This window comes from Holdemania sp. Marseille-P2844 (assembly GCF_900120005.1).
Classification (GTDB): Bacteria; Bacillota_I; Bacilli_A; order Erysipelotrichales; family Erysipelotrichaceae; genus Holdemania.
Map to the genome: position 1 here is coordinate 131,906 of NZ_LT635448.1, position 19,983 is coordinate 151,888.

The 19,983-nt window shown below is 47.6% G+C and carries 20 protein-coding genes; 17 read left to right on the forward strand and 3 right to left on the reverse strand.

What is annotated here, in order from left to right:
- Positions 1-499: 499 nt before the first annotated feature.
- Positions 500-1,702 carry an IS110 family RNA-guided transposase gene (locus tag BQ7364_RS01490; protein ID WP_072683000.1) on the forward strand — a complete coding sequence of 401 codons (1,203 nt, stop codon included), beginning with the start codon at positions 500-502 and terminating at the stop codon, positions 1,700-1,702.
- A gap of 89 nt (positions 1,703-1,791) precedes the next feature.
- Here the strand turns inward: BQ7364_RS01490 and BQ7364_RS17630 are convergent, their stop codons facing one another.
- A complete protein-coding gene (locus BQ7364_RS17630) occupies positions 1,792-2,010 on the reverse strand; it encodes a hypothetical protein (RefSeq protein WP_139248531.1) in 219 nt (72 codons plus the stop codon).
- 421 nt (positions 2,011-2,431) lie between these two features.
- Here BQ7364_RS17630 and BQ7364_RS01495 point away from each other — a divergent pair, with 421 nt between their 5' ends.
- Together BQ7364_RS01495 and BQ7364_RS01500 are read left to right on the forward strand one after the other, a co-directional pair.
- The gene (locus tag BQ7364_RS01495) at positions 2,432-2,944 is read left to right on the forward strand and encodes a hypothetical protein (protein WP_072683063.1); all 513 of its coding nucleotides are present in this window, start codon (positions 2,432-2,434) and stop codon (positions 2,942-2,944) included.
- Between the two features lie 34 nt (positions 2,945-2,978).
- Complete coding sequence (locus tag BQ7364_RS01500) at positions 2,979-4,019, forward strand: hypothetical protein (RefSeq protein ID WP_072683064.1); 1,041 nt, start codon at positions 2,979-2,981, stop codon at positions 4,017-4,019.
- A 46-nt stretch (positions 4,020-4,065) separates the two neighbouring features.
- Here the strand turns inward: BQ7364_RS01500 and BQ7364_RS01505 are convergent, their stop codons facing one another.
- Positions 4,066-5,832, reverse strand: a complete 1,767-nt coding sequence (locus tag BQ7364_RS01505) for an FAD-dependent oxidoreductase (protein WP_072683065.1) — start codon at positions 5,830-5,832, stop codon at positions 4,066-4,068.
- A 195-nt stretch (positions 5,833-6,027) separates the two neighbouring features.
- On the opposite strand from BQ7364_RS01505, the gene BQ7364_RS01510 reads away from it, so the two are divergent.
- The 8 genes from BQ7364_RS01510 to BQ7364_RS01545 all read left to right on the forward strand — a co-directional run bounded on the left by BQ7364_RS01510 (position 6,028) and on the right by BQ7364_RS01545 (position 14,210).
- Positions 6,028-6,945, forward strand: a complete 918-nt coding sequence (locus tag BQ7364_RS01510) for a LysR family transcriptional regulator (protein WP_072683066.1) — start codon at positions 6,028-6,030, stop codon at positions 6,943-6,945.
- A gap of 332 nt (positions 6,946-7,277) precedes the next feature.
- On the forward strand, positions 7,278-8,150 hold the full coding sequence (locus tag BQ7364_RS01515; protein WP_072683067.1) for a PRD domain-containing protein: 873 nt from the start codon (positions 7,278-7,280) through the stop codon (positions 8,148-8,150).
- An 18-nt stretch (positions 8,151-8,168) separates the two neighbouring features.
- Entirely contained in the window at positions 8,169-9,560 is a 1,392-nt protein-coding gene (locus BQ7364_RS01520; protein WP_072683068.1) for a PTS transporter subunit EIIC, read from the forward strand.
- A gap of 5 nt (positions 9,561-9,565) precedes the next feature.
- Positions 9,566-10,075 (forward strand): PTS sugar transporter subunit IIA, encoded by a 510-nt coding sequence (locus BQ7364_RS01525; RefSeq protein ID WP_072683069.1) that lies wholly within the window; start codon positions 9,566-9,568, stop codon positions 10,073-10,075.
- Position 10,076: 1 nt separating this feature from the next.
- A complete protein-coding gene (locus tag BQ7364_RS01530; RefSeq protein WP_072683070.1) occupies positions 10,077-11,561 on the forward strand; it encodes a glycoside hydrolase family 1 protein in 1,485 nt (494 codons plus the stop codon).
- Entirely contained in the window at positions 11,554-12,387 is an 834-nt protein-coding gene (locus BQ7364_RS01535) for a Cof-type HAD-IIB family hydrolase (RefSeq protein WP_072683071.1), read from the forward strand. Before BQ7364_RS01530 ends, BQ7364_RS01535 begins: the two co-directional genes overlap by 8 nt.
- Before the next feature lie 240 nt (positions 12,388-12,627).
- On the forward strand, positions 12,628-13,200 hold the full coding sequence (locus BQ7364_RS01540; protein WP_072683072.1) for a guanylate kinase: 573 nt from the start codon (positions 12,628-12,630) through the stop codon (positions 13,198-13,200).
- A 269-nt stretch (positions 13,201-13,469) separates the two neighbouring features.
- Complete coding sequence (locus tag BQ7364_RS01545) at positions 13,470-14,210, forward strand: YdcF family protein (protein WP_159432742.1); 741 nt, start codon at positions 13,470-13,472, stop codon at positions 14,208-14,210.
- A gap of 538 nt (positions 14,211-14,748) precedes the next feature.
- Here BQ7364_RS01545 and BQ7364_RS18285 read toward each other — a convergent pair.
- Positions 14,749-14,859 carry a transposase gene (locus tag BQ7364_RS18285; protein ID WP_234973134.1) on the reverse strand — a complete coding sequence of 37 codons (111 nt, stop codon included), beginning with the start codon at positions 14,857-14,859 and terminating at the stop codon, positions 14,749-14,751.
- 448 nt (positions 14,860-15,307) lie between these two features.
- Here BQ7364_RS18285 and BQ7364_RS01555 point away from each other — a divergent pair, with 448 nt between their 5' ends.
- From BQ7364_RS01555 to BQ7364_RS01580, 6 genes are read left to right on the forward strand one after another with little or no spacing between them, the layout of a single operon-like run.
- A complete protein-coding gene (locus BQ7364_RS01555) occupies positions 15,308-15,811 on the forward strand; it encodes a PTS sugar transporter subunit IIB (protein WP_072683074.1) in 504 nt (167 codons plus the stop codon).
- An 18-nt stretch (positions 15,812-15,829) separates the two neighbouring features.
- Complete coding sequence (locus BQ7364_RS01560) at positions 15,830-16,642, forward strand: PTS mannose/fructose/sorbose/N-acetylgalactosamine transporter subunit IIC (RefSeq protein ID WP_072683075.1); 813 nt, start codon at positions 15,830-15,832, stop codon at positions 16,640-16,642.
- The gene (locus tag BQ7364_RS01565) at positions 16,635-17,447 is read left to right on the forward strand and encodes a PTS system mannose/fructose/sorbose family transporter subunit IID (protein WP_072683076.1); all 813 of its coding nucleotides are present in this window, start codon (positions 16,635-16,637) and stop codon (positions 17,445-17,447) included. Before BQ7364_RS01560 ends, BQ7364_RS01565 begins: the two co-directional genes overlap by 8 nt.
- Positions 17,431-18,309 carry an HAD-IIB family hydrolase gene (locus tag BQ7364_RS01570; RefSeq protein ID WP_083538355.1) on the forward strand — a complete coding sequence of 293 codons (879 nt, stop codon included), beginning with the start codon at positions 17,431-17,433 and terminating at the stop codon, positions 18,307-18,309. The genes BQ7364_RS01565 and BQ7364_RS01570 overlap by 17 nt, the downstream gene beginning before the upstream one ends.
- Positions 18,302-18,721 carry a PTS sugar transporter subunit IIA gene (locus BQ7364_RS01575; protein WP_072683078.1) on the forward strand — a complete coding sequence of 140 codons (420 nt, stop codon included), beginning with the start codon at positions 18,302-18,304 and terminating at the stop codon, positions 18,719-18,721. Before BQ7364_RS01570 ends, BQ7364_RS01575 begins: the two co-directional genes overlap by 8 nt.
- A 9-nt stretch (positions 18,722-18,730) precedes the next feature.
- Complete coding sequence (locus tag BQ7364_RS01580) at positions 18,731-19,960, forward strand: hypothetical protein (RefSeq protein ID WP_006057241.1); 1,230 nt, start codon at positions 18,731-18,733, stop codon at positions 19,958-19,960.
- Positions 19,961-19,983 lie beyond the last annotated feature (23 nt).

The following is a 19,983-nucleotide window of genomic DNA, read 5'->3' on the forward strand; positions in this document are numbered from 1 at the left end:
AGCGTAGGGACGCTTGAGAAAGCGATACCCGTCAGACACTATCTCTTATTTGAGAAGTGGTGGACAGATAAGTGCCGATGATCTTTGCGACTGATTGCGGCACTTTTTCGTATTATAAAAGTAGGAATAAAGTATCCTACTCGAAATAGAATTAGATGAGTATAAAATATTGAAATTGAGAAGAAATCATACAGGTGATGTTCAGTTAATCTTAGTATCTCATCAAGGGTATCAGAAGTTAGGATATAATATTCTTAGCTTCTTTTCTTTTGTGGGCCAACCTAAGTTGAGAAGCTCATAGAGAAGAAATGGCTTGGCACTTTTTGGAACAATCTAGTTCGTAAAAGAAAATGCCATTCTTCCTATTCAAATTCATAAGCTTGTTTAAATCTAAAAAGGCATCCGCCACAAGAGTGGAATCGTCTGGATTTCTTACGAAACAAAGTTGAATTGAATATGGAAGTATTCTCTCTCTTATTTGTGAAAGGAGGTTTTGTCAATGAAAGGGCCTATCGTTAGTATTGATGTATCCAACGGAAACAGTCACTTCCAATGTTTTACACAAAGAGGCACTAAAATGGGAAAGGTGCATCGGATTTCTCACACCGTAGAAGGCTTTAACTTCTTAAAATCAAAAATAGAAGAACTGGAGAAGAAAACAAACGAAGAAGTGGTTGCGGTCTATGAAGCAACCGGCGTGTATACGAAGCCATTAGAAAGATTTTTAGAAAAGAACGAAATCAAACAATACTCCATCTCGCCGTTACAGTCAGCGAAACAAAGGAAAACAGAAATACATAATAAGAAAACAGATAAAAAAGACCCAGAATCCATCGCGGAAGTCTATTATATTAAAGAGCTCCGAGAGAATGAAAAAGAAGCGGATCTCTATCATGAATTGCGTACTGCCAATCGTGTATATGAAGACTGTCTTGTTCATTTAAGAAAGTATAAAGTCACCTTTCAAAGTCACCTGAGTATCGTGTTTCCAGGCTATATGAAGCTCTTTCAAGACGGATACAGTCAAATCTCGCTGCAGTTACTGGAAATGTATCCCCATCCCGATAGGTTGAAGAACAAGCAGCCAGAGAAAGTGGCAAAAAAACTGAATAAGCACACTGATCATAGTTTTGAAGTTTGTTTGAAAACGGCAGAGAAGGTGATTGAGTTTGCGAACAAAACGTATCCGGGCTGTGATAAAGAGGATGCTTGGGTTGCGGTGTTGGTCGATGACATTCATCATCTCCAGGATACGATGGAAGAGGCAGAGGCGAAGCTCGATAAAATTATAGAGCTTGCGAAAGCAACGCCCTACTACTCTATTATTTTAAGTATTGATGGTATCGGTCCCAATCTGGCATCAAGAATCATCGCAGAGTTTGGCGATATAAGCAAATTCAAAACCAGAGGTGCAATGGTGGCCTATGTGGGGAATGATCCCAACAGAGCAGAATCAGGGGACATAGAAGGCTATCATTTATCGATTTCCAAAAAAGGGAATAAACGATTAAGATGCATTTTATATTTAGCGGTAACCTGTAGTATACGATCAAGGAAAGAGAATCCCATTAACGCTTTCTATCAAAAGAAAAGGCAACAATCAACCCCACTAAAGTCGAAAGCTGCCAAGGTAGCTTGTATCACCAAGCTAATTCGCACAATCCATGGGATGTGCAAGACGGGTACTGTGTTCACCAGCTAACCACCTATATTATATCTCAAATTACAAAAAGTTGAAGAGATTCAATCTTTTTGTATTGATGTTTTTTGAGATTTTGAGATTTTTCAAATTCACGCAAAAAACTCTTGTTTTTTATTATCTAATTTCTTTTGAGTTCTATAATTTTTAAGATGCAGTCCAGGCTGGTTGTCAAAAGCTGGGCAACCGCCAGAATGTCCCTTATCGTTAAAGAAGACAAAAGTTCCATGAAAAAATTCATAGAAAGCCCCTCCTTTCCAGAGCTGCAAAAAACAAGCTCGAAAAACAAATGAATCAAAAGAAAGATCCATCCAGGACGGGCAGCCGCTTTATCAAAGACCCTACATCTTTAATATTGCGTAAAATTCAAAAAAGCCTTCTGAGAAAATGGGAAAAGTAAAATTACTTTTGAGGTTTAGTAAAACTCTAAAGGGCGGATCTTTATTTAAAAGTGTCTGAAAGTGTTTTTATCATAGCGGGGGAAATGATCTGGAAAATGATACGAAATAAGCTTGGTAATTCCGAATTTCTCCTTTTGCAAAGGGAATTTTTTTATTTTCGGGCAGTCAATATTTAAATACTTTTCTCTGATAAAAGTTTCTTCACCTTTCTTGACAGAAACTAGTTATAATGAAATCAGAATCCACGACCTGTCAATCTGCGTCTGGTTTGCCTATTCTAATGTGGACGCCAGTTTTGTGAAATCAAAGAACGTTGATAAGAGGAATGAATATGAAAGGTAAGACAGTTTTGTTAATCATTTTAATTTCTGTTATTACGCTGATGACTGCGTCTGGTTTGATCATGGCTTTTTACTTCTCTGAACGTGAATTCCGGGGCGAGAAAACCTTATCGGTTGTTCGTTTTACCAGCGCCGATGAAAAAACAGAGGCATCTGGCGAACTAAAATTGGTGAGCACTCCTGATTTTATCCTGATCGAGTTCGACGGTCAGGCCTGCCAGATTAAAAAAACGGAAGGTCTGGTGAGCGCCTTGGAAGGCGGACCTTATTTATGCGAGAATGAAACTCCATGGGAAATTTATTTTGGAAAGCACTACGATGCGATTGGAATAAATAAGATTGCAAATTTGACAAGGATAGAAGATTGGCGAAGTTATCAACACACTGACGTCTTTTTCCTAGCCTTTTCCGGGAAGGCAGAAACTGCCGCAAGGATGAAAAAACAGGATTGCGTTCGGCAGTTTAAAAAGCTGACGCCGGTATTCGATATGCAGCTGGATTGATCCTGAAAATGGATTGCGAAAAGGGGAGAAAAGCATGGGAAAAAGAATCATTCTGTTTTGTGCGAGCTTGTTTTGGCTCTGTTCCTGTGCGCCGTCGACGGCCAATGTGCCGCCAGAGGAAACTGCCGCTTCAGAAGAAGCAAGATACATCGTGGAACTCATTGGCGGCCGGGAAGAATTTTATACCCAGGGGAAAATTGCGGTTATTCTTGATCCGCAAGTTCGCTATCCAAAGTATGAAATCATCGAAAATTACGTTGAAATCAAACAGGGAAATCAATGGGAGCGATGGAAAGAACCGCTGTTTCCGACAGATGGGTCGTCAATTCCCGAGGAAGAAATTCAAACGGTAAGCGTGCTGATCTACGCTTTGGATTCGCTCCATTTTGATCAGGATCAAGTCTTCCGTATTGCTCTTACGCTGCGGGATAAGGAGGGGGATGTGACGGTGACAACCGTGCCGGCGACGGTGATTGCGGGTTCGCCGACTCAGGAAGAATTAGATCGGACAGAGTATTTAACGCTTTATCCGTATTCTGAATACGCAGACGGAAATATTTTTACGCAAAGCCGTGCGGTAGATCCCGACAGCGCGCCGGTTCTTGTCGATATTGAAGCCTGTAAGGTAATCAGTCGTTTTTCAGGGATGTTAATAAGGAAAGTAGCCTGCGAAGTGGTTGACCGCAGCGCCTGTCCGGCTGCAGATTACCATGATTTTCTGCCGCAAACGGATCAACTGTTGATCGCCAAAAAGACCGTCGGCGGTTATCTTGACGGTCCTTTATATGAAACGGAAACGGTCAGCGGCGAAGTTCTGCGCGATCTGATCGAGGAATTGCTGGTCAATGCCAATTCGGAAGTGATCCCGATTCCGGTGTGTTTCAACTCAGGTCAGGGATTTGCCGAGGACTTGGACAGCGAGTCTTACGGTTATGTTTTCATTACGGAAGATTGGCAGCGAAGCTACTTTTTTTCACAGTCTGTCCAGAATTCAGGCATTGATTTCGAGATCATCGAGAATGGAGAGTCTTTAGCGCATGTCTTTATTCCGACTTCTTTCCGCCTGAATCCATAAACAAAAGAATCCGGCGAACCGAAGTTTACCGGAGTTAAAATCTGAATTAGAGTTCCGCCAGTTCGCGGCCTAACAGATAGGACAGCGTGCAGCAGACAGCGCCCAGGTTTTGTCCCGGCATGACGAAGTTGTAGGAGTTGGCATAGAAATCGCCTACCATGATGCCGGTGTTATACAAACCTTCAATCGGCTGATCGTCGGCGTCGCAGACCTGCAGATGATCGTTGGTACGCAGACCACCGCAGACTGTTAAGAAGGTTGCACCTGTCACCTTGGAGCCGTAGAACGGCGCCGTTTCGATCGGATAGAGCACTTCCGGGTTCACATGGAATTCGTCATCCTTGCCCGCTTTGGCAAATTCATTGTAGCGCTTAATGCTGGCAAGCGCATTCGCTTTCACTTCATCGCTGTAACCTTCGTACATCTTATCGACCAGTTCTTCCAGGGTATCGGCTTTGAAATAATTGGAGTTGCTGTTCCACATTTCAATATATTCTTCCGGGGAATAAGCTTTGATGCCGTTTTCCTCGTCGACGCAATGGCCGAACGGTTCCCACTGATCCTGGGTATAGGCATAATTGACATCCCAGACGCCGAAAGCGGTGCGCTGCGGCAGCTGGAGTACCGACATCGCGCCGTAAGCGAAGTTGGTGACTTCGTTCTGGAATCGCTGACCGCGGATATCCAGATTCAAGCCCCAGAAATTCGAGATAACCGCATGGGAAGGCCCCGGCACGCCGCCGTTGATCATCGGAGCGCAAGGGTAGGTTTTCTGCCAGGCAGCACCGACCCACAGCCCCATTTTCTGACCATCGCCCGGCATTAAACCGTTATAAACCAGACCGGCGTCATAGTCGATCTCATCCGATAAAGTATCTTTAAAGATTTCGTAAGCCCATGGCGAATACTTGGCCATCATATCTTTGTTTCGGGAGAAGTCGCCGGTAGCCAGCACGATCGCCTTGCGGCCGATATATTTAACATAGCTTCCGTCTTCCTTCTGCGCAACGACGGCGGAAACACGTCCGGTGTTGTCATTTTCCCGGATCAGATATTTTGCGACGGTCTTATAATGAATTTCTCCGCCCATGTCCGCAATGTGGCTGGCATAGGCCTGAGCCTGCAGCGGCGCGCCGAACAGAGCGCCGAACGGCTGTTCCTCATTCCAGAAATTGTGCGAAGCGCTGGGTACGGTCAGGACTCCATCCGGATCATAATAGCCGGGTTCCAGGCAGACATGCAATCCTTTCGCTTCCATTTTGTCGATCATCCAGTCGACGGATTCCGCACTGTTGTTGATCCACCGTTCCCATTTCTTTTTATCCATGAAATAAGTGCCGGAGGTCTGTTCCGTTTTTACGATTTCCCGGGCAATTTCCGGCGAATAATCAATACCTTTGGCCTTCTGATACTTGGAACCCACTGCATGATTGGAACCGCCGCGGGAATACGGTTGGGAGCCGGCGGAAAACATCAGAACATCAGCGCCCTGTTCCATTGCCGAGCACATCGTGCATAAGCCGGCCATACCGGAACCGATGACGATGATGTCATGCTCGATCGTTTCTTTGATTTCAGAATCCGGGATTGGATCCGGCGCAATTTCAAACGACCATTTTTTCTGCGCCATCGTATCGGCAGTTAAGACGTCGTTGTTGGCCGGCGCTGATGAAGCCTCCGGGGTTTTCGCATCGTTGTCCGAAGCACAGCCGCCCAGCATACCGGCAGCCGCCAAGCCGACAGCCCCCGCTGCCGCACCTTTGATGAAGTCCCGCCGAGAGATTCCCTGCGCGAGTTTGTCAGTGTTTTTCATTTCCTTCCTCCTTGAGTTTTCGAGCCGAACTGTGCTTTTATAAGATTGACAAGAAATGCACAATGCTCTTTAATTGATATTGTAGGCGGTTTCGGATTCGGAAAAAAGCATTCTTTTTTTGCGGCTGCGCAAGGGAAACTTGCTTTGTGCAAAAAAAGTCAAATCAATTATAAGGAGAAGACAGGGGGAATTCAGATGGATATTCAGCATCTGCGTTATTTTCTGACCGTCAGCCGGACATTGAATTATACCAAAGCGGCAGAGGAATTATATATCAGCCGGCAGGCGGTTGCACAGGCGGTACGTCAGTTGGAAACGGAACTGCAGTCGCCGCTTCTGATCAATCGGAAGAATGCGCTGGCCTTGACCCCGTTAGGGCTGGTTTTTCAGAAGGAAGCGGCAAAAATTGTCCGCGCTTTCGGTCAGTTTGAAGCAGCGATGATGAAACAGGCCGGAGATAAGAAAAACGAACTTAAAATCGTTATGGGCGCCGGTATCGTATTGAACTTGTCAGCTGAGATTTTTGCGCGGTTTTCCACCGCTTATTCTTCCATTTTATTATCGACAAAGGAAGAAGACAATGAAGCGATACTGCGGCATGTGACGGAAGGCGAAGCCGATCTGGGCTTGATCGGAACCACGCCGGCCTACATTCAGGGGTTTCGTTACTGTCTGATCAAAAAGAGTGATCTGCATGTGTGCATGCACGTCGATCATCCGCTGGCGAAAAAAACATCGCTGACATTTCAGGATTTAAAGGATGTGCCGATGGTTGGCTTTGGAGAGAAATATGACCTGCATCGCTATTATGTGCAGAAGTGTCACGAAAATGGTTTTTTACCAACCTTTTCTATTATCACTGCGGATGTGAATATCTCACGCAACCTCGTGCTGGAGAACCGGTCGGTCAGCTTTGCATTTCCAGACTACCGCAAGGACACACACCCTTCCCCATCCAAGGTCAAGGTGCTGCCGCTGAATCTTGGCGAAACGGATGATTGGGGAATTTACGCTATCACGCGGAAGACCCAGGAAATCACGCTGGCTCAGCAGCTGTTTATGGAATTCATGCAAAGCCAGGCACAGACTGACAACTCGGCCATCGCGGCCTGAGTTCGCTGACAATTTCACGCTGTCCGGTTTTTATTGAAACATCGGTCAGTTGGCAATGGAAGAAGCGGGAATCCTGCGTTAATCGAGGGAAGGGAAACGATAAAATTGAAAATCATGAAATATGAAATCGCTATTGACAATCTGCAATCGCTTTCATTATAATACAGTCAGGAACAAAAATAGAAATCGGACTTGTTACTTGATCTTAAGATTAAGGCAAATTCCAATGGGCTGTTGAGAGGACAACCCAATTTGGAGTTTGCCTTTTTTTGTTCTTCTCTGGGAAGGAGGCAAGAGGAAAAGATGACGCAGGACAGGACTCGTTTGGACTTATGCTGAAAGACACACTGCGGGTCAAACGAATCATAAACAACAACATTGTCATCGCCGAGGATTTCAAAGGCCACGAAGTCGTCGCGATTGGCAAAGGGCTGGGATTCCGCAAACAAAAGTATGACGGTATTAACAGCCGCGAAGTAATGAAGACGTATGTGCTGGTCGATGGATCTGCCCGTCCGCAGCTGCTTTCTTTGTTTGAACAGGTACCCTTTGAGATCATCGAACTGACGCAGAGAATTATTGACATCGCGCAGGAAGATCTCAAAATGACGTTTAATGTGAATTTGGTCGTAGCCTTGGCGGACCATATTCAATTCAGCGTCAATCAGTACAAAGCCGGCTTTGATATGCCGGCGCTGGTCAACGAGGAAGTGAAGCGGTTTTATAAAGATGAATATGAGGTAGGTAAAAAAGCGGTTCGCCTGATCAACGAAACGCTGCATATCCAGCTGAAACGGGAAGAATCCACGTCGATTGCCTTCCATCTGATTACCGCGGCGGAAAAAAGACCGAACCATGATGCGCTGCGGATTATGCAGGGGGTCAGTGAAATCATCAAACTTGTGGAGCAGACGCTGGGTCTGACGCTGGATGAAGATTCCATGGCGGTTTCCCGCTTCATTATCCATCTGAAATTCTTTATGCGAAGCATCCTTTTTGAACAAGTCCGGCGCAGCGAAGGATCGCTGGGATCCATGTTATCCCAGTTTTCTACCGGCTATGAGCAGGCCAGCCGCTGTGTCGATCTGATTTCCAACTATGTTCTTAAACACTATGATTACTCGCTAACCGATGAAGACCGGTTATATCTGATGATTCATGTCGTCCGGCTGTGGGATCAGCCGGGCGGAAGTCATAAAGCGTAATAGCGAAGGGAGAAACTTATGGCTAAAATTGATTATTCTGCATTAGCCGCGGCGATTATGGAAAACGTCGGCGGTTCCGGCAACGTTCATACTGTATCACATTGCGTTACACGGCTGCGGTTTGTACTCAAGGACCGCTCAATGGCGAAGGATGCTGAAATCAAACAGCTGACCGGCGTCTTGGGCGTGGTTTATGGTTCGGGTCAGTATCAGGTGATTCTGGGGGAAAATCTGTTTCCGGTGTTCGACGAAATCGTTAAGAATTATGAAGTCGAAACCGGCGGCGTCGTGGCGGAAAACCATACGGAAGATCTGGCGCTGAATGGAAAAAAGAAAACAATGAACGATTATTTCATGAAGGCGATTCAGTTCATGTCCGCTTCCTTGACGCCGTTTATTACCGTCTTATTCGGAGCGGGCATGCTGCGGGTCATTCTGTCATTGGCTTCCTATTTTTATCCGGTAATAACGTCCAGCACAACGTATATGTTGTTTAACTTCATGTCGCAGGCGCCGTTCTATTTCATGCCGATTCTGGTTGCTTACGGCGCCTCCCGCGTCCTGAAATCCAATCCGGCGTTTGCGATCACCGTGGCGGCCGCATTGCTTTATCCTGATTTTGCGGCGATGGTCGCAGCGGGGGATCCGGTCACGATGCTGGGTCTGCCGGTGAAGCTGGTCAGCTATTCCAGTTCGCTGCTGCCGGCGATTTTCTCAGCGATTCTGTTAGCCTATCTGGAGAAATTCTTCTATCGTGTGATTCCCGGGATGCTGCGGTCCGTCTTTGCCCCGCTGTGCGTATTCCTGGTCGGCTACCCGGTGACGATTTTAATTCTGGGACCGGCCGGCGTTGTCGTGGTCACCTGGATTGTGACCGGTATTGTCTGGCTGCAGGCCCATGTCGGCGGCTTTGCGCCGGGCATCATTGCGGCGATTCATCCCTTCTTAGTCATGATGGGCGTCAACATGCTGATGGTCGCGCCGATGACCGAATTATTCACGTCGGTCGGCTACGATAATGTTTTCCGTCCAGGCTGGATTCTGCACAACATCGCAGAAGGCGGTTCCTGTCTGGCAGTCATGCTGAAAACGAAAGATAAAGATTTGAAATCCAGCGCGCTGTCCGCGGCGATCGGCGCGATTATTTCCGGAGTTTCCGAGCCTGCGCTCTATGGCATCAATCTGCGTTTAAGAACACCGATCTTCGGCGTCGTGGCCGGCGGTCTGGTCGGCGGGGCAGTTGCCGGATTTATGGGGGCGAAAGCTTTTTCCATGGGGTATTCCAGTATTCTGGGCGTTGTCATTTTCGAGAATACGATCACGGCGATTGTAGCGGGTGTGATTGCGGCGTTCTTCGTTTCTTTCCTGGCCACCTTTGTGCTGTATAACGGGAAAACGGTGAACGACTGACGCCGATGCTGAATCTTTTCAAAAGACAAGCTTCAAGCTGTCCGCAAACCGCGATCACTGCGGTCATCAGCGGCCGCTTACTCCCGCTGAGCGAGGTTCGGGATGAAGTGTTCGCGCAGAAAATGCTGGGCGATGGAGCGGCGATCCAGCCGGAAGGTGAAATTGTCGCCGCTCCCTGCGATGGGAAAATCACGATGCTGTATCCGACCCTGCATGCGTTCGGCTTAGTTAATCCTGATGGGTTGGAAATACTCGTGCACATCGGAATTGATACGGTGAGCTTACAGGGAAAGGGCTTTAAAGCTTATGTTCAGGAAGGGGATTCAGTAAAGCGCGGCGATAAAATGATCCGCTTCGATTCCTATCTCATGAATCAGAAAGGCATGGACATGACAACGATGACGTTGTTTCCCAACGCCGATGCTTTTCAGCTCGATATACAGCGCAGCGGCCTTGTCAAAAAAGGACAAAGTCGGATTGCGACCTATCAAGTAAAGGAAGGAAAGGACAAATAAGATGAAAAATACAAAAGAGATTCAAGCGCCAAAAGGTTTCCCCAAGGGATTCCTGTGGGGCGGAGCCACGGCGGCCAATCAATATGAGGGAGCTTATTTAGCGGATGGCAAACTGCCTTCCGTCGCGGATGTCCAGCCGCACGGCATCTTCGGCGGACCACAGGAGGATCAGCCATTCTATCCCACGCATGAAGCCATTGATTTCTACCATCATTATAAAGAGGATATCGCGCTGTTTGCGGAAATGGGCTGGAACGTCTACCGCACTTCGATTGCCTGGACGCGGATTTATCCAACCGGCGAGGAAGAAATGCCCAATGAAGCCGGCCTGCAATTTTATGACGCGATGTTTGACGAGCTGATCGCCAAGGGCATGAAGATCATGATCACGATTTCCCATTATGAAATGCCGCTGGCGCTGGTGAAAAAATATGGCGGATGGGATAACCGGAAGTGGATCGGATTCTATATGAAATTCGTAAGAACAATCGTCGATCGCTACCGCGGCAAGGTCAGCTACTGGCTGACGTTCAATGAGATCGGGAATAATGTCAATTATCCGATGATGTGGATGACCGCCGGTATCCGCGCCGACAGTGAAAATCTCGAGCAGAAATGTTTCCAGGCTTCCCATCATCAGTTTGTCGCGTCATCGCTGGCGACAAAATATATTCACGAAACCGACCCGGCCGCTCAAGTTGGCTCTGTCATCGAATATAAGACGATGTATCCGATCACCTGTGATCCGAAGGATTCCATCGTGGTTTCCAAATGCAAGCAGAAATCGTATTTCTATCCTGATGTGCAGGTGCGCGGGGAATATCCATCCTATATCTGGCAGTATTTAGAAGAACATCACATCGAGATTGAATATGAAGAAGAAGATATGCGGATCATCAAAGAAAATCCTGTCGATTTCTTATCGTTTACCTATTACCGGTCCCGTATTGCGGGTAAGGATTATATTGAATCCGTGCAGAAGGACACTAATAAATCGGACGCGCTCGTTGACGGAGATCAGCAGCAGATCGGCCGTCAGGATATTGTTTCGACCGGGCAGACTAATCCATATCTGAAGCTGACGCCTTCCGGCTGGTCGATTGATCCGGATGGTTTATATCTGGCGTTAACCGATTTGTATGACCGGTATCAGGTTCCGATTTTTATCGCAGAGAATGGCCTGGGGCTGAAGGAAGAACTGGTTGAGGGAACGGTTGAGGATGATTACCGGATTGAGTTTTTAACCGATCACTTCAATGCGATGAAAGAAGCGATCCGCAACGGCGTTGAATTATTCGGTTATACTTATTGGGGACCGATTGATCTGGTTTCTAACGGTACAGGCCAGATGTCCAAGCGTTATGGATTTATCTATGTTGACCGCAACGACGCCGGTCAGGGCACCAACCGGCGGTATAAGAAAAAGAGCTTTGACTGGTATAAAAAAGTGATCGCAAGCAACGGTGAAGATTTAAGCAATGATTAAATGCATCATCACTGATATTGATCAAACGTTGACTGACGCCGAAATGAAGCTGACGCTGCGAACCCTGGAAGCGGCAGGCAAAGCAAGGGCGCAGGGAATTCAAATTGTACTTTGTTCCGGCCGGCCATTTCCGGGGATGCGGGATTATCTTGAAGCTTTGGGATTGAACCAAAGAGCGTACTGCAGCGTTGGTTTCAACGGCGGCGTACTGTATGAAAATGGTACGGGCACGGTATTGCGGGCAGCCTTTTTTGAGCCGGAAACGCTGCGGGAAATTGTCGATGAGCTGCGCAGGGTGAACGTGAATTTTCACCTGGAATCTCCGTCTTCGATTGTGACGGGATTGAATCCGGTGAAACATTACACGGTGCGGGACAGCTTTATTACGAATATGCCGCTGGAAGTCGCGAAGTTTGAAGATCTGCTGCAGCGGTCAGATATCTGCAAAATCATGATCGCTGACAAGCCGGAAACATTGGATTCGCTTGTTCTTCCTGAAAGATTGAAAACAAAGGCGAAGTTTGTCCGGAGCCGGCCGTATTATCTGGAAGTTGTCCCGCTGAATGTGCATAAAGGTCTGGGCGTTGAAGCGGTGGCTGCGCGATACCAGCTGAAGAAAGCAGAAATTCTGGGGGTCGGCGACGGCCTGAATGATCTGGAATTGCTGGAAGCCAGCGGAATGAAAGTGGCTATGGAAAACGGTGCGGATGCGTTGAAGCAGATTGCCGATATCATCGCGCCTCCGCATGATCAGGACGGCTTTGCACGATTGTTGGAAGCGCTGCTGCGGGATGATGATTGGATTCTAAGTAAATTAAATAATTAAGATTGTGTTTAAAGAGGTGAATTTGGATTTACATCGAATTTCTTCCTTTAGAGGACTATCTTTGTGCAGTGAAACGCGCTTTCTTGCTATAATAGATTCAGAAGAACAGATTTCATGGAGAGTTATGTTTGTAAATGAAACATTTTATGATGAAAATTTTACAATCAAAAAGAAAATGTTTGTCATTGCCTTCGTTTTGCGGTATAACTACATTATGAAATCTGAGGGAGGGGCGAATTTATGGCAAAAGGATTAGTCGTTATTTTGAGCGGTGTCAGCAGTATCGGCAAAGATCAGGTGCGTCAGAAGCTGCTGGATGATCCGGAATTGGGCTTGATGGATATCATTTCTCTGACCACACGGCCAAAGAAGGAAACGGAGAAAGATGGCTGGGATTATTACTTTGTTAATCATAAGGACTTTGCGAATGCCGTGCGGGATCATAGGATGCTGGAATATACTGAATTCAACGGATATTACTATGGAACTCCGGCGGAGCACGTAGAGTTTTTGACGGCGATGGGGAAGAATGTTCTGATTTCCATTGAGGCGCAGGGCGTTGGCCAGATCCGCATTAAACATCCGGACAACAAAGCTTTTTTCCTGGTTCCGACAAGTCTGGACGAATTGGAGAAGCAGATCCGCCAGCGGTATCATGCGGACGAATCGGGCATCAATCTGCGAATGAATAAAGCGAAGACCGAACTGGAACTGGCGAATATCTTCGGCACCTGCGTGCCGCTGACTTCTGATGAAGAAGCCTTCAACGTCATCAAGACGGAACTGCTGGAAGAATTGAAAAATCGCGAATAGGAGAAGGAAAGCCGGCGTATTGCCGGTTTTTTGTTGGGAAAAAGAGGAACAGAATTCAATTTGTCCTATAACCTTATCCGGGGTTTCCTTTCTGAATAAAAAGCTGCTTTTCTGACAAAGCAGAAAAATAAAGTGAAAAATTGAAGTAAGATCCATACGAATTGATAACGAAATATCGTGGACTCTTACGGTGAACTTAAGGTTTTCTGACATTCCGGATATTCATCATAAAATATGATATTCTAACGTCAGAAAGGCAGGCGGCGATGATGAAAAGAAAAACAGTTATGGTGATTTCAGGATTGATTTGTTTCATCTATGCCTGTCTGACAATGGTTACGGTTTCCCTGCAATTCGGCAACGCCTTTTTTCTGACGTTAGCAGTGGTGCTGATCGGCGAGGGATTAATCCATGAAAAGCTGGGGAAACAAGGAAAGCGATGGATGAACGGTATCTGGATGATCAGCGGCATACTGGCTCTGATTTTGATCGGCTTAATGGTAAATGCGGCCAACATGCATGTCGCTGCTCTTAAAGATCAGGGGTCCACAGTGATCGTGTTGGGGGCGAAGATCAATGCGGATCAGCCGAGCTTAATTCTGAAACGGCGGCTTCAGGCTGCACTGGATTATGCCAATGAAAATCCGGATTGCATGATCATTGTGACCGGAGGTCAGGGCAAGGGGGAGGATTATGCGGAAAGCACGGTGATGAAGAACTGGCTTGTGGAAAACGGGCTGGAGATGAATCGAATTTTGGAAGAAAACCAAGCCCGCAACACGGGTGAAAATCTGAAATATTCTTTAAAGCTGCTGCGTCAGAACAGCCTGAGCGAAAATGTTGTGATCGTCACGGACAGCTTCCATCAGCTGCGTGCTTCGATTCTGGCAAAACAGTTGGGAATCGAACAAATCAGCGTTGTAAATTCGCAAACTCCGATATCGCTGATTCCGATGTATACCGTGCGGGAATGGTTTGGATTAGTGAAAGCACTGGCGCTGCAGAAATAAAATAAACAGGATTTCTTAGTCGAAACTGAGAAATCTTTTTTATCTATTAGGAAAGTGCACGTAAAGGAGTAAGGAAAATAAAAACTCTTTAAAGTTATGTTGCGCTAAAGAATTTTAAAGTGATGGGATTCATTTTTAAGGTACACACTGAAAAGAAAGAGAAGTAGGAATACTCTGTTTTAGAAACTTTCTTTAGGACATCCCCAGGAAGCATCAGAGAATCACAACGGATACAATAAGCAGAAAAACATAGAATACCGTTTACGGTAACCAAGTCGCAAACTTCTTCCGCGATGTCGATTTCCATCGGATCAAAGAAGTCGCACTGAGTACACTTGAAGGGGATCGATTCCGTTGTGCCAGTCAACAAATTTCCACGTTTCATTGATTTTCATCTCCAATCCAGACGGGCAGAGGAATTCTACAAATTCCAGAACATGACTGCAGGGACAGAGTAAAGAATCAATATCCCGGTGGACTCTTTACGGAATTCATGATAGGAGGCCAGTTTCTTGTGAAACTGCTTCCGGGGTTTACTTTACATCTTTCGAATACAGGCGCTGAGTTTTTTCTTCCGTGAAGTATAAGCGCCTAAATAGCGAACCATTTTGAAGTTCTCATCGGGAATATGGATCATCAATTTCTTCATGAAATCTACGATGGAGTCAAAGATATCGACCTGTTCTTTCGTTTGATGATCAATATAATGCCATCAAACGAAATTAAGATCATAATCATAGTTTTCAATCCGACTTTGAGCAATGACAGGTCGGCCTACATAATGGATAATGTAGTCAACCCCCTCTTGATTGGTTTTTCAGAGTGTTCGTAGAACACTTTTTCTCAATGATTTAATGACTTTCTGATTGAGCGATTAACCGATATAAGGTGTTGAATATTTTATGTCCGGCAGGTTTGGGATTTCATGCAAGATATGATAAAAATACCTAAATTCATTTTACGATCAACCTAAACAAGCTATGAATCCTTCTTGTCTTCGACAAAAAGGATGTAAAGTATTTCCGCTTTGAGCGGAATCTGGGAATGATTTCTTTGACAACTCGGATGCTAGAATAGGCGCAGAAAGGAGAATTTCAATGAATATTCTGAACTGCCGTGTTGACGACCGCTTAGTGCATGGCTGCGTCGCGACAATGTGGGTCCCGAAACTCCATGTGGAGCGCGTTCTGTGCATTGACGATGAAAGCGCAGACAATCCGATGCTGAAAAATGCGTTGCGCATGGCCACACCCAATGGCGTATTCCTGTCCGTATTAACTCACGAAAAAGCCGTTGAAAATCTCAAAGCTGACCGCTATCAAAATCAAGCCGTCATGATCGTCGCCAAAAGTCCCAAAACCTTCTTAACCCTGGTGGAAAACGGGATACCCGTTCCATCGCTGACGCTGGGAAATCTCGGCAACATCGACAAGACCGCAGATTCGGTCGTGATCAGCCGCTACATCACCGTGAATGATGAGGAAGCCGCCGTTCTGGAACAGCTGCATGAAAAAGGGGTCAGGCTGGAAGCCAAGCTGCAGCCGGCGGACGACGCGATTGCCAATTTCTATCAGGTGATGAAAGACAAACGTAAATCATGAGGAGAGGAGAGAGAAAGAATGTTTAATCCGATACAGATCATACTGCTGATTCTTGCCTGCCATATCATCGGAACGCTGGGGCAGAATGTCCAGTTAGTCGCAAAATTCGGCGGCCAGCAGGTATTCCGCGGCCTGATCGCCGGCTTCATTATGGGGGATGTCAAAACCGGGCTGCTGATCGGCGGTACCTTCCAGCTGATGTCCATGGGCTTGGCGGCCTATGGCGGCGCGTCGATTCCTAATTTCAACACTGCCCTGTGGATCTCTGTTCCCTTTGCGATCGCTTCCGGCACCGATGCTCCGCTGGAGCTGGCGATGGCGGTCGGCGTTCCGGTCGCCACGCTGGGCATTCAGCTGGACGTCATCGCCAAGACGGTCAATTCCTATTGGTATCACTGCGCTGAAAAACATGTCGAGAAACGCGAATACAAGAAATTATACCGCGATATTCTCATTGGTGAATACGGCTTCGGCCGCGCCGCTTTAGGCCAGACACTGCCGGTTATCATCTTCTTACTGTTCGGCGAGCCGATTGTTCAGCTGATTATCAATTATATGCCGGTCTGGCTGACCAGTGCGTTGGGCACGGTTTCTGGCGTACTTCCGGCATTGGGCATGGCTTTACTGATGCTGTACATGCCGGTGAAGGAAAACTTCCATTATCTGCTTCTCGGCTTTGTGCTGTATGTCTTTTTCGGCCAGTCGATCCTGGCGATTACTCTGGTCGGCGCGGTCATTGCAATCGTCTTGTTTAAACGCATGGAAAAAGAGTCCAAAGCGGCAGCCAGCGCTTATCTGAACGTGGATGCAGGAGGTATCGGAGATGAGTGAAAAGAATGAAAAACTGACTAAAAAAGAACTGCGGAAATTCTCGCTGCGCTATGCCGTTACTGCCCAGGCCAGTCAGAGCTACGAAGCGATGCAGGGAATTGCCTGCGTCTATTCGATGGGACCATTCTTTGAAAAATGGTTCGCTGACGATCCGGAGCTGATGCAGAAGAAGTTCCAGAACAATTTGAAATTCTTCAACTGCCAAACCTACTTCGGGGCCGCAATCACTGCAGCGGCGCTGGCGATCGAGCAGGACCGCGATCCTTCGTCTCTGCAGCTGGCGGCTTCGTTAAAGACGTCGCTGATGGGTCCGTTCTCCGGCATCGGCGACGCGCTGTTCAACACGATCCCGAAGGTCGTCATGGGCGCGATGACCGCTTATGCAGCGATTGAGGGCAACTGGATTACCAGCATCATCATGATCGCGATCTTTACACCGCTGATTACCTGGGTTCGTCAGAAGATGATCGAAGTCGGCTATTACGGCGGCGCGGAATTGATTACCTCGCGCAAGGATCAGCTCAACAACATCCGCGACGCGGTTTCTGTGCTGGGCGTCATCGTCATCGGCGCTCTGATTCCTTCGCTGGTCAAGGTCACGACACCGCTGGCGATCACTGTCGGCGATGCGACGCAGACGATTCAGTCGATTCTGGACGGCATTCTGCCGGCGCTGCTGCCGTGTTTGGTCACTGCGATGACCTATTTCGGCTTAACAAAAATCAAGGGCATGAATACGGTCAAGATGGTCTGGATTCTGATCGTCGTGACGATTCTGCTTTCCTACTTTGGCATCATTGCCTAAGCCGGATTCCCGGCGGATCGGCGAAACTGGCGGTCTGTCCGGGATTCGTCTGGCAGCGCTGGATTTTGACGGCACGCTGGTTCCCAAGGATGTGCCGAATGTAGATTTAAACGATCAGACCGCGACTTTGCTGGAACAGCTGCGCTGCCGGGGCCTGCGGCTGATCGTTGCGACTGGGCGGCATCCGTCCTTTATTCAAAAACGAATCCGGAAATTTCAATTCGACGCAGTCATCGGCTATTCCGGTAATGTCAGCCACGGCCGCCAGAAAGAAGCCGCGGCGTTCAGCTTGGACATGATCCAAGCGGTCTACGTCTTTGCGCAGAACAACCCCGGTCTGGAAATGACGCTGTACTCGGATCATGGCATAGCCTGCGGAAGCAGCTCGGAAAGCCGGGAGGCGCTGCTGAAAAAATGGCGGCGCACCGATCGGATCTGTGATTTGAATGGGGTTGCCGATTTCCTGATCAGTGACATTCGAAAAGCAACAACGATGCAGATCAGCCGGATCTGCCTGCACCTGGACCGCTGGGAGCTGTATCCTGGAATCAAGTCAGAATTCCAAATTCATTTCCCCGGCTATCGTTTGGTCAAAACCGGAGACAAACAGGCGGAGGTTCTGGCTCAGGGACGCTCTAAGGCATCTGAAATTCTCAGGCTGGCGCACAGTCTTGGCATCAGTGCGGATCAGATTGCCTGCGCCGGGGATGATGAAAATGATATCGAGATGCTGCAGCTGTTTGATCACAGCTATTATATCGGCAGAAATGACGATCCGCTGCGCTCAGCCGCGGCTTACTGCGCGGGTCATGTTGATACCGTATTGGAACAACTGTTAATCAAAGGAGAAAGCCATGTTTAAAATAGCGTTGGCCAGTCATGGCAGTTTATGCCGGGGCATGCGGGAAACCGCAAAGCTGTTTGCCCAGGACGTCAGCTTCATTCAGATCTTTCCCTTTTATGAGGAAAACCCCGAATCGGATGTGGAAGTGCAGCTGGATGCCTGGATTCAGGATATTCATGAGGATGATGTCGTCGTGATGCTCACGGACATTTTATGGGGAAGCGTCAACCAGAAGATCATGCTGAAGCTGCAGAACCGAACGAACGTGCATATTGTCACGGGACTGAACCTGCCCTTGCTTCTGGAGATGATCACGATGGAGCCTCAGTCGGTCACCCCGGAACTCATATCCGAAAAAGTAAAAAGCTGCCGCGATTCGATCGCATTCATGCGGGAAGTGACCGTCGAATTTCAGGACGGCGACGAATAGGAGGATTTTATGGTAAAAGTTACGACTACGACAAGCGTGAACATCACGCCCGATCATCCGACATACATTGCCGGACACGCCATGCGGACGGAGAAGTTCAAGGGCGTTCATGATGAAATCGAAGCGATTATGCTGGGACTGCAGATCGACGGGAAGCCGTTTTTATGGATCGAGGCGGATATTTCTAATTTTGACTGTGATTTTGTCCATTTGTTCAAGTATCACATCGTCGAAACTTTGCACATTCCCTACGATCACATCATCCTCAGCGCGGACCACAGTCATTCCGCTCCGCTGCTGCTGACGCGCAATCCGGAAATGCCGCATGACGACGGATGGCGCAAGGAGGTTCTAAAGAAGCTGATTGACGGTGCGCAGGAAACGATGAATAAGGAATTTCACGAAGCGGCGCGCGTGCAGTGCACGAAGGGCGAATCGCAGGGATATTACGGCAACCGCAACGCGAAGGACAAATACGGCGATACCTCGATCGTTGTGATCGAATTTAAGGATGAGTCCGATGCCACCATCTCGGCCTTGGTGAACATGTCCTGTCATTCCACCGTGCTTTCTCCGGAAGAATACCAAATTTCAGGCGATCTGCTGGCTGCCGTCCGGCGCGAGCTGATTCCATATCTGAACGTCACGCCGCTTGTCTGCAACGGCAACGCCGGCGATATGTCCAACCGGCTGTACCGCCAGAACAATGACTTCAATGAACTGAAGCGTGTCAGCTCAGGAATCGCCCGGCAGATTTCCCAGTTTGATACAAAGCTGGACCTGACCCTTGCCCATCCGCAGTCAAAAACGTTTGTCTTTCCAATCGAATACGACCCGGACATCGACGTCCTGAAAGCCCGCCTGGCCGATTCCCAGGCTAAGCTGGAACAGGCGGTCGCTTACGATGAGCGGAAGTGGCTGATCTCGGAAATCAATGGTTTCCAGCGGAAAATCAAAGCGGGTCATGTTAAAATGGATTTGGAAGCGACGATTCTGCGGATGCAGGACTTAGAAATTGTCGTGCTGCCGTGCGAGCTGGTTTCCGCCTTCGGCCGTCAGATCAAAAAGAGCTCCCAGGCTAAGGTGTGCTTTGTCTGGGGCTATGCGAACGGCCAGAACGGCTATGTCGTCGAAGCCAGCGAATTCGGCGGCGGTCATGACGGAATCTCAACGCAGCTGCCGAAAGGCAAGGCGGAAGAATTTGTCGCCCTGATCATCCAGCATTTATTTAATAATTAAGTCATTGAAAGAATCCTCGTTGA

Coding starts and splice junctions, on each gene's coding strand:
- BQ7364_RS01490 (WP_072683000.1), top strand. CDS start 500: ATGAAAGGGCCTATCGTTAGTATTGATGTATCCAACGGAAACAGTCAC.
- BQ7364_RS17630 (WP_139248531.1), bottom strand. CDS start 2,010: ATGGATCTTTCTTTTGATTCATTTGTTTTTCGAGCTTGTTTTTTGCAG.
- BQ7364_RS01495 (WP_072683063.1), top strand. CDS start 2,432: ATGAAAGGTAAGACAGTTTTGTTAATCATTTTAATTTCTGTTATTACG.
- BQ7364_RS01500 (WP_072683064.1), top strand. CDS start 2,979: ATGGGAAAAAGAATCATTCTGTTTTGTGCGAGCTTGTTTTGGCTCTGT.
- BQ7364_RS01505 (WP_072683065.1), bottom strand. CDS start 5,832: ATGAAAAACACTGACAAACTCGCGCAGGGAATCTCTCGGCGGGACTTC.
- BQ7364_RS01510 (WP_072683066.1), top strand. CDS start 6,028: ATGGATATTCAGCATCTGCGTTATTTTCTGACCGTCAGCCGGACATTG.
- BQ7364_RS01515 (WP_072683067.1), top strand. CDS start 7,278: ATGCTGAAAGACACACTGCGGGTCAAACGAATCATAAACAACAACATT.
- BQ7364_RS01520 (WP_072683068.1), top strand. CDS start 8,169: ATGGCTAAAATTGATTATTCTGCATTAGCCGCGGCGATTATGGAAAAC.
- BQ7364_RS01525 (WP_072683069.1), top strand. CDS start 9,566: ATGCTGAATCTTTTCAAAAGACAAGCTTCAAGCTGTCCGCAAACCGCG.
- BQ7364_RS01530 (WP_072683070.1), top strand. CDS start 10,077: ATGAAAAATACAAAAGAGATTCAAGCGCCAAAAGGTTTCCCCAAGGGA.
- BQ7364_RS01535 (WP_072683071.1), top strand. CDS start 11,554: ATGATTAAATGCATCATCACTGATATTGATCAAACGTTGACTGACGCC.
- BQ7364_RS01540 (WP_072683072.1), top strand. CDS start 12,628: ATGGCAAAAGGATTAGTCGTTATTTTGAGCGGTGTCAGCAGTATCGGC.
- BQ7364_RS01545 (WP_159432742.1), top strand. CDS start 13,470: ATGAAAAGAAAAACAGTTATGGTGATTTCAGGATTGATTTGTTTCATC.
- BQ7364_RS18285 (WP_234973134.1), bottom strand. CDS start 14,859: ATGAAGAAATTGATGATCCATATTCCCGATGAGAACTTCAAAATGGTT.
- BQ7364_RS01555 (WP_072683074.1), top strand. CDS start 15,308: ATGAATATTCTGAACTGCCGTGTTGACGACCGCTTAGTGCATGGCTGC.
- BQ7364_RS01560 (WP_072683075.1), top strand. CDS start 15,830: ATGTTTAATCCGATACAGATCATACTGCTGATTCTTGCCTGCCATATC.
- BQ7364_RS01565 (WP_072683076.1), top strand. CDS start 16,635: ATGAGTGAAAAGAATGAAAAACTGACTAAAAAAGAACTGCGGAAATTC.
- BQ7364_RS01575 (WP_072683078.1), top strand. CDS start 18,302: ATGTTTAAAATAGCGTTGGCCAGTCATGGCAGTTTATGCCGGGGCATG.
- BQ7364_RS01580 (WP_006057241.1), top strand. CDS start 18,731: ATGGTAAAAGTTACGACTACGACAAGCGTGAACATCACGCCCGATCAT.